The 12,481-nt window shown below is 57.2% G+C and carries 12 protein-coding genes; 7 read left to right on the top strand and 5 right to left on the bottom strand.

Features of this window, described 5'->3' with window-relative positions:
- Positions 1-4: 4 nt before the first annotated feature.
- From gldD to mutY, 3 genes are all read right to left on the bottom strand, one after another.
- Positions 5-601 carry a gliding motility lipoprotein GldD gene (gene gldD, locus D0N36_RS05180; RefSeq protein WP_116940352.1) on the bottom strand — a complete coding sequence of 199 codons (597 nt, stop codon included), beginning with the start codon at positions 599-601 and terminating at the stop codon, positions 5-7.
- Positions 602-803: 202 nt separating this feature from the next.
- Complete coding sequence (locus D0N36_RS05175) at positions 804-1,226, bottom strand: single-stranded DNA-binding protein (protein WP_116940351.1); 423 nt, start codon at positions 1,224-1,226, stop codon at positions 804-806.
- A gap of 96 nt (positions 1,227-1,322) precedes the next feature.
- Positions 1,323-2,423, bottom strand: coding sequence for an A/G-specific adenine glycosylase (gene mutY / locus D0N36_RS05170; RefSeq protein WP_116940350.1), 1,101 nt, complete (start codon positions 2,421-2,423; stop codon positions 1,323-1,325).
- Between the two features lie 196 nt (positions 2,424-2,619).
- On the opposite strand from mutY, the gene D0N36_RS05165 reads away from it, so the two are divergent.
- The 3 genes from D0N36_RS05165 to D0N36_RS05155 all read left to right on the top strand — a co-directional run bounded on the left by D0N36_RS05165 (position 2,620) and on the right by D0N36_RS05155 (position 6,031).
- Entirely contained in the window at positions 2,620-2,922 is a 303-nt protein-coding gene (locus tag D0N36_RS05165) for an HU family DNA-binding protein (protein ID WP_019948438.1), read from the top strand.
- A 90-nt stretch (positions 2,923-3,012) separates the two neighbouring features.
- Complete coding sequence (locus D0N36_RS05160; protein WP_242478809.1) at positions 3,013-3,936, top strand: tetratricopeptide repeat protein; 924 nt, start codon at positions 3,013-3,015, stop codon at positions 3,934-3,936.
- A gap of 487 nt (positions 3,937-4,423) precedes the next feature.
- Positions 4,424-6,031: an Rne/Rng family ribonuclease gene (locus D0N36_RS05155; RefSeq protein WP_190242526.1), complete on the top strand. Its 1,608-nt coding sequence runs from the start codon at positions 4,424-4,426 to the stop codon at positions 6,029-6,031.
- 252 nt (positions 6,032-6,283) lie between these two features.
- Here D0N36_RS05155 and D0N36_RS05150 read toward each other — a convergent pair whose 3' ends face one another.
- Positions 6,284-6,955 (bottom strand): porin family protein, encoded by a 672-nt coding sequence (locus D0N36_RS05150; protein ID WP_190242525.1) that lies wholly within the window; start codon positions 6,953-6,955, stop codon positions 6,284-6,286.
- 123 nt (positions 6,956-7,078) lie between these two features.
- On the opposite strand from D0N36_RS05150, the gene gldB reads away from it, so the two are divergent.
- The 4 genes from gldB to D0N36_RS05130 all read left to right on the top strand — a co-directional run bounded on the left by gldB (position 7,079) and on the right by D0N36_RS05130 (position 11,596).
- Positions 7,079-8,077 (top strand): gliding motility lipoprotein GldB, encoded by a 999-nt coding sequence (gene gldB, locus D0N36_RS05145; RefSeq protein ID WP_458692961.1) that lies wholly within the window; start codon positions 7,079-7,081, stop codon positions 8,075-8,077.
- Positions 8,078-8,201: 124 nt separating this feature from the next.
- Positions 8,202-9,740: a YifB family Mg chelatase-like AAA ATPase gene (locus D0N36_RS05140; protein ID WP_116940440.1), complete on the top strand. Its 1,539-nt coding sequence runs from the start codon at positions 8,202-8,204 to the stop codon at positions 9,738-9,740.
- A gap of 90 nt (positions 9,741-9,830) precedes the next feature.
- Positions 9,831-10,874: a quinone-dependent dihydroorotate dehydrogenase gene (locus D0N36_RS05135; RefSeq protein ID WP_116940347.1), complete on the top strand. Its 1,044-nt coding sequence runs from the start codon at positions 9,831-9,833 to the stop codon at positions 10,872-10,874.
- Positions 10,875-11,182: 308 nt separating this feature from the next.
- Positions 11,183-11,596, top strand: coding sequence for a DUF4332 domain-containing protein (locus D0N36_RS05130; RefSeq protein WP_116940346.1), 414 nt, complete (start codon positions 11,183-11,185; stop codon positions 11,594-11,596).
- Positions 11,597-11,749: 153 nt separating this feature from the next.
- Here the strand turns inward: D0N36_RS05130 and D0N36_RS05125 are convergent, their stop codons facing one another.
- Complete coding sequence (locus D0N36_RS05125) at positions 11,750-12,424, bottom strand: DUF2306 domain-containing protein (protein WP_116940345.1); 675 nt, start codon at positions 12,422-12,424, stop codon at positions 11,750-11,752.
- Positions 12,425-12,481: the final 57 nt, after the last annotated feature.

The following is a 12,481-nucleotide window of genomic DNA, read 5'->3' as shown; positions in this document are numbered from 1 at the left end:
CAGCCTACCTGTAGCGCAGCGTGTTCAGCATATGAATTATGTCCTGCTTGACATACTCGATAACCGGGGCCAGCGAGTCGTTGGCGGTGGCGGTGCGGAAGTACAGGGCCCCACGCAGGAAATGGCGGGTACTGTCGGTGGTGTAGAACTGGAACTGGCTGGGTACTTCGCCCTGCAGGTCAAAAACCGTCGCCTGCATGCCGTTGGAGATTTTTAATACCCGCTCTTCAATGGCTGAAGCCTTGATTTCATGTTTGCCAGTGAGCTTGCGGGCATCTTCGAGCAGGCGGTTGAAACCTTGGCGGTCGGCCCGCACGTCGGCGTAGGTGAGCTGCACGTTGGCCTTAAGTTGCGGATAATACACGTTTATCCAGTGCGGCTGGGCCAGATACGACGAGTCGCGCAGAATTTTGGCCGCCCGCGAGTACTCAAACGTGTAGGGGCGGCCCGGCGCCAGCTGCTGGTAGGCATGGGGCGGCAAATCGATGCGGTTATATCCTTTGGGCTTGGGCGTAAAGTCGGGGGCTGAGGTGCAGCCGCCCGCCAGCAGCAGGCCGACAGCGGCTACGCGCCAAAAACCAGGAAAATGGGAAACGGCCATGCAGCTGCAGTGCAACGAGTGAACGGTAAAGGTAACCACGAAATGCCGCGCAACGAGCCCGTACCGCAGAAACGTGTAGCGCGAAAATCTGTTTCGCGACGAGCAAAGCGAGTACAGTGTAGGAACGCACCTATGTGATACTCGCTTCGCTCGTCGCGAAACAGATTTTCGCGCTACAAACGTATACGCAAAAAGCGACGGCCTAAAAAGGTAGCTGGTCGAGCTCGGGCTCCTGGCGGAAGGTAACGGGCTCCTCTGCCAGGGCCGCTACAGTGGGCTGGGCTGCCGTGCCGGGCCGCGAACCAAGCAACGAAATCTCGTCGGCCACGATTTCGGTGATGTAGCGGGTCTGGTTGTCCTTATCCTGGTACTGGCGGGTGCGGATACGGCCCTCCACGTACACCTGCTGGCCCTTATGCAGGTACTTCTCGGCCAGCTCGGCCAGGCCGCGCCAGGCGGCGATGTTGTGCCACTCGGTCCGCTCGACGCGCGTGCCCTGCTTGTCCTTATAATACTCGTTGGTGGCCATTGTAAAGTTGGCTACGGTGGTGCCACCTTCCAGGTGCCGCACCTCGGGGTCTTTGCCCAGATGACCGATCAGAATAACTTTGTTGATACTTGCCATGTGTATAGATTTGAAGGGGTTAGGTTTGATGAAAGTTCCTTTTTCAACTCAATAAAGATAAACACTAATATTGTAAATGCCAAAGAAGTTGGCTGATTAAATTTGCTTATTGCTAATATAATTAGTTATAAGAATAGATTTGGGTAACTGTTCAACTTCCGCGCTCCGGTACGCAGCCAGCCCGGCCGATGTAGCGGCGGCCGGCAGCGGCCCGGCTAGCCATACCTCATGAAAGCGGGCCTCCACTTTCTGGTGGCTCAGGATGTGGCGGGCCGCCACGGTGGGCTCCTCGGCCCGGTCGGTAGCCACGCGCCCGCCCAACCGCTCCACTTCGGCTAGCAGTTGCGCTCCGGGCAGTTCGGCCGAATCCGTTTCGTGCAGGGCGAAATCGTAGAGGCCCTCCCAAATGTCTTTGGGGCCGCGCTTGCGCAGGTACACCGTGTCGGCGTGGCGTAGTACTAAGTAATGGAAGTAGCGGGTGCGGGCCACTTTGGCTTTGCTTTTCACTGGCAACTCGGCTACCAGCCCGTGCTGGAAGGCGAAGCAGCGGCTTTGCAGCGGGCAGAACATGCAGTCGGGCTTAGCGGGCGTGCATTGCAGAGCCCCAAACTCCATGATAGCCTGGTTGAATTCGGCCGGGTGGTCGGCTGGAATCAGTTGGTCGGCCACCTGCTGAAACTGCTTGCGGCTGGCGGGCGCGGCAATATCGTGGTGTAGGCCAAATACCCGGGCCAGCACCCGAAATACGTTGCCGTCGAGCACGGCCACCTGCTCATCGTAGGCAAATGAAGCCACGGCGGCGGCCGTGTACTGGCCCACGCCTTTGAGCTGCAATAATCCGGCGTAAGAATCCGGAAACTGGCCCCCAAACTCACTCACAACCTGCTGGGCGGTGTGGTGCATGTTGCGGGCCCGCGAGTAGTAGCCTAGGCCCTGCCAGTGCCGCAGTACCTCGTCGGGCAGGGCGGCGGCCAGGGCCTGCACGGTAGGGTAGTTACTGCTGAAAGTCAGGTAATAAGGAAGGCCCTGCTTCACGCGGGTTTGCTGCAGAATGACCTCCGAAAGCCAAATGAAGTACGGGTCGCGGGTGTGGCGCCAAGGCAGGTCGCGGCGGTGGCGTGGGTACCAGGCCAGCAGGGCTTCGGCGAACCACGAATAGGAATCCGGCGTTGTAGGCGAAATAGCAGAGAAGGCCAAGTTTTTGATATATAATTAGTTGAATGGAGAGTAGGGCAAAAGGCGGATTGCAGGTAAACGGTTTGTAATCCCAAAAAAGGGGGCTACCTTTGTGGCCCTCAAAACGTGGGCAAACTCTTACCGGGCAAGTGCTTACGTTTTCAGGATGGTACTCCGTGCCGACCCCTTTTTTTTCACCCTTAGTACACTTACCAGCGTGACTAAAGCAGAAGTAATTGCCGAAATTGCCGACAAGACCGGCATCGAGAAAGCCGATGTTTCGGCTACCGTAGAAGCCTTCTTCAAAGTTGTAAAAGACTCGATGGCTGACGGCAACAACATTTACGTGCGTGGCTTTGGCTCGTTCGTTAACAAGAAGCGCGCGAAGAAAGTAGCCCGCAACATCTCGAAAAATACGTCCATCATCATCGACGAGCACTACATCCCGAGCTTCAAGCCCTCGAAGACGTTCATCGGGAAAATCAAAAACAGCAAGAAAATAAAAGAGATGGCTGCCTAAACAGGCAGTCGCTTTCCGTTGCCGGCCGGGTCGCCGGGAACTCCTGCCTGCAGGATCCCCCGGCGACCCGACTTTTACCCCGCCCAGTCGATGGCTCTCAGCACTTCTTCTTCCAAGCACCAATTACTGATTCTGGCTTTGGCCCTGGCCCTTATAGCCGGCTTGTTTCTGTTGCCGAAGGTGATTGTGAAGCCCAAAGACGGCCAGCCCACGCTGGCTCAGGACGGGGCCGCCACCGCCAACCGCGACCAGGGTGCCGCTGCTCCTGCAGTGGGCGAACTCGATGAGCATGGCCACCCGGCCGGCAGCCACGACGAGCCCAGCGGCCCGACCGCCGAAAAGCCCCACATGACGATGCCCGCCGCCCAGCGGCGGGAAATCAGCACATTGGTGGCTAAGTACACGGCCGAAGCCGACCCGGGCGCTAAACTAGGGATAGCCCGCGAGCTGGCCGACAAGTACAAAGCAGTGGAGCGTTTCGATAGTGCCGGCTACTACCTGGAGCAGATTGCCTTGGTACGCCCCGGCGAGCAGACTTTCCAGCGCGCCGCCGACCAGTACTATGAGGCCTACAGCTTTGCTACTACCGAGGCCCGGCAGAAATTGCTGGGGGCCAAGTGCCGCGAGCTGTACGAGCGGGTGCTGAAGAACAACCCCGACAACCTCAATGCCAAAACCAACCTCGGCATGGCCTACATGGCCAGCGAGAATCCGGTGAAAGGCATTACCCTGTTGCGAGAAGTTTTATCGGCCGACCCACGCAACGAGCAGGCACTGTATAACCTTGGTTTACTGGCTGTTCAGAGCAATCAGTACGATAAGGCTGCTGAGCGTTTTGCGGAACTGACTGAAATCAATCCGAAAAACGTCAACGCGCAGTTCTATCTTGGCGTTTCGTTAGCCCAAACGGGCGCGAAGCAGGAGGCCCGCAAAGCCTTCCTCGCCGCCAAAAGCATCAGCTCCGACCCGGCTCTGGCCGCATCGGTAGATGAGCAGCTACAGAAACTTCAGTAGTTTTTTTAGCGCTTTGCTGGTTGTGCCTGGTGGTTAGGTCGTTCAATTATTTTGTTGAACATCCTAAACACGCGGCACAACAATCAAAGTTGATTGACATGGTACTACAGCGCATTAGAACTGCCTAAGTGCTGAGCACCATCAACTAAGCACAGAAAAATAAATCAGCCACTTAACCCCAACAACATGCCTTGCGGTAAAAAAAGAAAGCGTCATAAGATTGCTACTCACAAGCGGAAGAAGCGTCTGCGCAAGAACCGTCACAAGAAGAAGTAAGCCCCGGCGGGGTTTGCTGACGGCGTTTTTCGGTTGAGAAGCGCCTGTCTATTTCTCACTTAGGTTCTTCCGAGAGTGGCCAGAAACGTGCTTTCCCCGAGGCTGACAAGGGAAGCCGGCGCCTATGTGCGCCGGCTTCCCTTTGCGGGTTTCGGGGCCGACAGGTTTATTGTGGCCACCGCTCAGAGGCGCCTTTCTAAGGCTTAATCCATTGAGTAACGAATTAATCATTAATTCTACTCAGGACGGAGAACGGATTGCCCTGCTACAGGATAAGCGGCTCATCGAATACCATTTCGACCGCAACGACACCGCCTACTCGGTTGGTGACATTTTCCTGGGCACGGTCAAGAAAGTTATGCCCGGTCTGAACGCCGCGTTCATCGACATCGGGTATCAAAAAGACGCCTTCTTGCACTACGGCGACCTGGGGGAAAGCTTCCCCTCGCTCGTAAAGTGGAATAAGAGCGTTCAATCGCAGAAAATTACCGTCGGGTCGCTCAAAAACTTTCAGTTTGAAGCGCCCCTCGACAAAGTAGGGAAAATCGACAACGCACTCAAGAAGGGCCAGCAATTGGTGGTCCAGATTGTAAAGGAGCCGATTTCAACCAAAGGTCCGCGTCTGTCCACCGATATTTCGATGGCTGGCCGCTACCTGGTGCTGGTACCGTTTTCCAACACCATCAGTGTGTCCAAAAAGATTGTCAGCCGTACGGAGCGGGACCGGCTTAAGCGCCTTATCGCCTCCATTAAGCCCGACAATTTCGGCGTGATTATCCGCACCGTGGCCGAAGGCCGCGAGGTGGCTGAGCTCGACCGGGACATGCAGAACATGACCGAGAAGTGGAACACGCTGCACGGAAACCTGAAGCTGGGCAAGCCCAACGACAAGATTCTGGGTGAGTTGGGCCGCACTTCGTCCATGCTGCGCGATATGCTTAACGAGTCGTTCGATGCCATTACCGTGGACTCGCCGGCCCTGTACGAGGAGATGCGCAGCTACCTGCAACAGATTGCTCCCGACAAGCTCGGGCTGCTGAAACTGCACACCGGCAAGGTGAAGGTGTTTGAGCAGCACGGCATCGAGAAGCAACTCAAAACGCTGTTTGGGAAAGCCGTAACGGCCCCCGGCGGCGGTTACCTGGTTATCGAGCACACCGAGGCCCTGCACGTCATCGACGTGAACTCGGGAAACAAGAGCAACCAGGAAGGTGACCAGGAAGCCACGGCCTTAGCCGTGAACATGGCCGCCGCCAAGGAAGTAGCCCGCCAGCTTCGGCTGCGCGACATGGGCGGCATCATCGTCGTCGATTTCATTGATATGAAATCGGCCGAGAGCCGCAAGAAGGTGGAGGATGCGGTGCATAGCGTGATGAAACACGACAAGGCCCGGTATACCATCCTGCCCATCACCAAGTTTGGCCTGCTTCAGATTACCCGGCAGCGCGTGCGGCCGGCCGAAGCCATTGTTACCGGCGAGGTGTGCCCCACCTGCGGCGGTACGGGCAAGATTTCGGCTTCCATCCTCGTGACGGACGAAATCGACAACAGCATCGACGACCTGCTGGTAGCTCAAAACCAGTCGGGTATTACGCTTTCAGTGCACCCGTTCCTGCACGCCTACTACACCAAAGGGTTGGTAAGCCGGCAGATGAAATGGTACCTGAAGTATTACAAGTGGGTAAAGGTGATGAAAGACACCAGTATGGGTCTCACCGAGTACCGCATCGAGGACGAAAACGGCGAGGAAATCGAGCTGCATTCGGCCGCGGCGGCCATGAGCCGGTTGCAGGACCGGGAATTGGAAATAGTTGACTAGTTAACTGAATACTGACGGATTTTTTCTGCGAAAAAAAACTCCTCCTGATAGAAGAAACCCCCGCGCTGCTTAGAGCAACGCGGGGGTTTTTCTTTGGTGTTAAGTGGTTAGATAGCAGGGAAGAACGTCATGCTGAGCTTGCCGAAGCATCTCTACCGCAATGCTAATTCTAACGTCAGGTTTTACCATTGCAACAAAGCGGTAGAGATGCTTCGGCAAGCTCAGCATGACGTTCTATTTTATCTCTACTCCCTAAAACTTAATACCGAAATCCAGGGCGAATTCGCTGTTTTTTAGCTCGGCGTCTTTGATACCCGCGTTGTCTTCGAAGTACTTATCGATGTTGAGCAAACCGCGGTGGTAGCTAACGCCGAGCAGGAAGCGGGTCGTCTGGCCAAGCTGCCGCTCGATGCCGGCCCCGAGGCGCAGGTTGGCATCGGGGATGATGACGTGCTTGGTGGCCTTGGTGCGGTTGGTCGTCACGGGGTTGGTGTAATATTTTTCGCCATCAACGCGGGCCCCGATGACGCCGCCCAGTGCTCCGCCGAGCTGGAAATATACCTTGGTATCCTCGGCTACATCGTTGGTGAACAGCTTTACCGTGAGGGGTACCTGCAGATACTGGAGGCCTATTTTCTGCTCGTAACGCTGCTTGCTGGCGTTGTCGAAGTAGCTAACCTTGCCGCCCTTGCCCACCAGCTCCAGGCCGGTGCTGAAGGCGTAGTTCTGGCCGAAGAAGTAATCGACGATGATACCGCCACCCAGGCTGAACTTGGCACTTTCGCTGTTCAGCTCATCGCCGTTGGGCGAGGCGGCCCGCAGGCTGGTGAGGGAGGGCGACACCTTGAGGCCAATTTCGACCTGAGCGGAGGCGGTGCCGAGCGTAGCGGCGCTGATAAGAAGAGCAAACAGAGCCTTTTTCATGGTGAAGGAGGAAAAGCGTTGGGTAAGGCCAGGTGCCGACGATAGGCCGGTAGATTTGGCTACTTTTGACTCAAAGATAGAACCGTGATGCATATTTCTGCCCGTTTGCGTACCCTGCTGCTGATGGCGTCAGCCGCCGCTGGTCTAAGTCTGGGGGCCTGCTCGAACAACGACGACCGGTGTGAGCTGAGCCCCGAGGTGGCCAAGGTAGAAGCCCCCGTCAAGCTCGAACGACTCGAAGCACCTTTTTTCAAGCTAAAAACCCCGGCCGACGCCGAGCAGTTTCTGCAAAATAACGGCTTGTTCGCGCGGCAGTTTCTGCAGGCCGGGCAATATCCGCCGGGCGTACTGAGCGCCACACTGGCCCGGCTGGCTGCCAATGCCGGCCTCCAGAAGCTGGGCGTCCAGGCCGATAGCACCTTCCAGGGCCCGCAGTTGCAGCAAAACCTGACGCAGCTATTCCAGCATGTCCGCTACTACTATTCTGGCTTTCGGGTGCCGCCCATAAAAACCTTCGTGAGCGGGCTGAGCCAGGATTTGTTCGTCAACGACAGTCTGATTGTTCTCAGCACCGACTATTTCGTGGGACCGAAGGCAGCCTACCGGCCCAACGTACCGGGCTACATTCAGCGGCGCTACACGCCCGAGCACCTGGTGCCGGGGCTGGCGCTGGCCATCAGTACCAAGTACAACCAGAAGCCTGCCGCCGGCCAGACGATGCTCGGTGAGATGTTGCACTTTGGTAAGGCCCTGTATTTTGCCGAGCAAATGCTGCCCTGCACCCCCGACTCGCTGCTGATCGGCTATAGCGCTGCGGAAATGGCTGGCGTTGGGTTCAATGAGGGGAAAATATGGGCCCACTTCATCGAGAAAAGCCTGCTCTACAATACTGCCCCATTCACCATTCAGAAGTACATAGGCGAACGGCCTAATATTCCGGAAATTGATAAAACGGCCCCTGGCCGGGTAGGGGCCTGGGTGGGCTGGCAGATTGTACGCAAGTACATGGCCGAAAACCCCAAGGTGACGCTGCCCCAGCTGATGGTCGAGAAAGACGCTCAACGCATCCTCAACCAGTCGCGCTACCGCCCCAAAGTAAATAATGGGCGGGTAAATAGTTGAGGCCTGCAAATCTGGACGTGTAAGTGAGAATTCCGATCTGTCATCCTGCAGTTGATATCTTGCCAAAAATGCGCGGTTGCTGCGCTGCTTTCACTACGCCCTTGCCTGCCTAACTAACAGCCCTATGCTCACGAAAACCTTTGGCTCGGCCGTGCAGGGCGTGAATGCCTACACGATTACCATCGAAGTGGTGGTGTCGCAGGGAACCGGGTTTTTCGTGGTAGGGCTGCCCGATAACGCCATCAAGGAAAGCCAGCAGCGGGTAGAAGCGGCCCTGAAATTCCGGGGCTACCGCATGCCCCGTACCAAGGTGGTCGTGAACATGGCGCCGGCCGATATCCGCAAAGAAGGCTCGGCCTACGACCTACCCATTGGGCTGGGAATTCTGCACGCCTCGCAGCAACTGGATACCGAGCGGCTGGCCGACTACGTGATTATGGGCGAGCTGGCCCTCGATGGCGAGCTGCGGCCGATAAAGGGCGTGCTGCCAATTGCCATTCAGGCCCGCAAGGAGGGCTTTAAGGGGCTGATTTTGCCCCGCGAGAATGCGCAGGAAGCCGCCATTGTCAACAGCCTCGATATTATTCCGGTGGGCACCATGCAGGAGGCCGTGGACTTTTTGGAGGGCCGGTTGGAAATTGCGCCGGTAACGATGGATACGCGCGACCTGTTTCAGCAGACGGCCAACCAGTACGAGGCCGACTTTGCCGATGTGCAGGGCCAGGAAAATATCAAGCGGGCGCTGGAAATTGCCGCCGCCGGGGGCCACAACGTGATAATGATAGGGCCGCCCGGCGCGGGCAAAACGATGCTGGCCAAGCGCCTGCCCAGTATTCTGCCGGCCCTTAACATGCAGGAGGCGCTGGAAACCACCAAAATTCATTCGGTGGCCGGCCGGCTTGGCAGCCACGCCTCGCTCATCCATACCCGGCCGTTTCGGGCGCCGCACCACACCATTTCCGATGTGGCCCTGGTAGGAGGGGGAAGCAACCCGCAGCCCGGCGAAATCTCGCTGGCCCACAACGGGGTGTTGTTTCTCGATGAGCTGCCCGAGTTTAAGCGCACGGTGCTGGAGGTAATGCGCCAGCCGCTGGAGGAGCGTCGGGTAACGATTGCCCGGGCTAAGCTCAGCATCGAGTTCCCGGCCAATTTTATGCTGATTGCCTCCATGAATCCCTGCCCCTGCGGCTACTACAACCACCCCGAAAAGGAATGCGTGTGCGGCCCCGGCGTGGTGCAGAAGTACCTGAACAAAGTGAGTGGCCCGCTGCTCGACCGGATTGATCTGCATGTGGAGGTAACGCCCGTTACGTTCGACCAGATGACCGAAACGCGCCCCGCTGAAACCAGCCGGGCCGTGCAGGCGCGCGTAGCCGAGGCCCGCCAGCGCCAGGCGGCCCGCTTCGAGGGCTTTCCCGATATCCATTCCAACGCCCTGATGCCTTCGCAGATGGTGAAGGACATTTGCCGCATCGACGACGCCGGCCGCGCGCTGCTCAAAACGGCCATGGAGCGCCTGGGGCTCTCGGCCCGCGCCTACGACCGGATTCTTAAAGTAGCCCGCACCATTGCCGACCTGGCCGCTGCCGAGCACATCGAGCTGCCCCACCTGGCCGAAGCCATCCAGTACCGCAGCCTCGACCGGGAGGGCTGGGCCGGGTAAGGTGGCACGCGACAGTAGCGAAGGACTGTATTCTTCGCGGCGCTCCGGATGACGTCCTTTAGCACTTACCACCTCATCACTTCTCTGTCCATGTATCACGCCCTCGTCAAGCCGCTGCTGTTTAAGCTCGATGCGGAGAAGGCGCACCACCTGGTGTTCGACAACCTGAGGCGGGCCCACAAGCTGCCGGGCGCGCGGGCGCTGCTACGGGGCCTCTACGACTTCCGGCATCCCAATCTGGAGCGGGAGGTGCTGGGGCTGCCATTCCGCAACCCGGTGGGGCTGGCCGCGGGCTTCGACAAGAACGCCGAGCTGACTGACGAGCTGGGGGCGCTGGGCTTCGGCTTTGTGGAAATAGGAACGATAACGCCCCGCGCCCAGCCCGGCAACCCCGTGCCCCGGCTGTTTCGGCTCCCGTCCGATGGCGCGCTTATCAACCGCATGGGTTTCAACAACGACGGGGCCGAAGCCGTGGCTGCCCGCCTGCGCCACCGCCGCGACCGGGGCCTGATTATCGGCGGCAACATTGGTAAGAACAAGGATACACCCAATGAGCAGGCCGCCCACGATTACGTGGCCTGCATAGAGGCCCTGCACGAAGTAGTCGACTATTTCGTGGTAAACGTATCGTCGCCGAACACGCCCAACCTGCGGGCCCTGCAGGAGCGGGAGCCGCTGATTGAGCTGCTCCAACAAGTGCAGGAGCGCAACCAGACGCTGCCCGTGCCACGGCCGCTGCTGCTCAAAATCGCGCCCGACCTCACCGACTCGCAGCTCGACGACATCCTGCTTATCGCTCGTGAAACCAACCTTAGCGGCCTCGTGGCCACCAACACCACCATTGCCCGCACCGGCCTAACAACGCCGGCCGACCGCGTAGCCGGGCTGGGAGCCGGCGGGTTGAGTGGGCGGCCTTTGCGGCAGCGAGCCACCGAAGTTATCCGCTACCTAAGCCGCCACAGCCGCGGACAGCTGCCCATTATCGGGGTAGGCGGCATCCATTCGGCGGCCGATGCGCGCGAGAAACTAGAGGCCGGTGCCTCGTTGCTACAGTTGTACTCGGGCTTTATTTATGAGGGACCGGGGCTGGTAAGGCAGATAAACAAGACGCTGGTTGCAGATGCCAAGCACTAACCATTTGTGTGTGTTGGTAAATATTAAAAGCTGCATTCATGTACTAACTATATTGCCGGAAGGAAGTGAATTCATCTATATGATATATTGGATATGAAAATACATGATATTTTTTATAGTAAAATATCGTGCCCTTAAAAAGGGAAATACTTGACTGCAATAAACTGGATTATAATACATTGGTTAAATGTGTGTGATTATAAAATTTGGTTTCTGATGCTATGATTGAGCCTAATTTATTTGCTTTTTGATTATATTTTATTTATATTTACAACATATAGAAAGTATATTTCACTAAACCTTATTAAATGCAATACGCAATCAATGAAATTACCAGTATCCCCAATGATCAAGTAAAGAAGCTGCACGAGCAGGGAATTAAAACTGCCGATGCGCTATTAGATGCAGCCCGTACACCTGCCGACCGCCGCGCCCTGTCTTCGGCTACGGGTATCGAAGAAATCAAGATTTTTAAATGGGTCAATTATGCCGATCTGTCGCGTATCGATGGGCTGGACCCAGAGCTGACTACGCTGCTCGAAGAGGTAGGCATTACCACCATGTTGGATTTGCGCGGCCGTTCGCCATTCAGCCTGCACAGCAAAATGGTTTCCACGAACCAGAAAAGGAACTTGGTGGATCAGGTGCCAGACATGCTGCACATGGCCGACATCGTGAATCATGCTAAAAGTATGGAGCCCGAAGTGGCCTACAAGGACTAATCAGGCAACGCGGCGCAGTGCTCAGGCGGTCATGCTCTGCTCCCTATTCCCGCCGACTGCTTCTCCCAGTGCTGCTCTCCCCGCCAGCGTTTAAGCTCCAATACAAAAGCGCCATCCCGTTCGCGGGATCGCTTTTGGCGTTTCAATAGCGGGCTAATCGCCTTTTGGGGCAACCAGTACTCGTGAGTTGATGCCGGCTTTGGGTACATAATGTCGTTGCAGCCAGATGAGCAGCGGCACAAACACCAGCGTGGGCCACAGGAAATTGAGCGGAAAGGGGATGAACCTGAGGTTAGTGGCCGAGAAGGCCGATATGGCCGCGATGTAAGCGCCCATAAACCCCGAAATGTGGTTGCGCAGCCATTGCCCCGCCGGCCAGGGGCCCGGCCGCCGAAACCCCTGCAGCTGCCGTACCGTGAGGAATAAACCAATGCCCCCGAACATGACTACTACCGGATTGAAAGGCCTGCTGAGCAGGCCGTAACCCAGCGTGCCGGCAAAAATAGAGAGTCCCAGCAGCACGCTGGTCCAATCGTAAAGCTCCGGCCGCTGGCTCTGGCCCATGCCTTTGTGGTGCAGCGAGCGGTAGCCAAATTGGGCCAGGTAAAGGCTGAAAATACCCGTCAGCAGCAGGAAAGTAAGGCCATTGAGGCTGGCCGACACCAGAGCCGTGCTGCCGGCTACCAGCATAGCCCAGAAAAATACGCGCCCCCAGCGCCGGTGCGCCGTGCCGCCCTTACGCACTACCAGCGCCACCGGGGCCACAAAAAAGCCTGTGAAGCCCGCTGCAATGTGCAGCCAGCGGTTTAGAAGCAGAAACGTTTCCATAAGCGGCCGGGGAAGTGGATGACCCGCTAAAGCACGGCATCCGGCCGCATAGTTGCG

The organism is Hymenobacter lapidiphilus, assembly GCF_003417065.2.
Classification (GTDB): domain Bacteria; phylum Bacteroidota; class Bacteroidia; order Cytophagales; family Hymenobacteraceae; genus Hymenobacter.
This window is presented reverse-complemented; position numbering and strand designations above follow the sequence as displayed.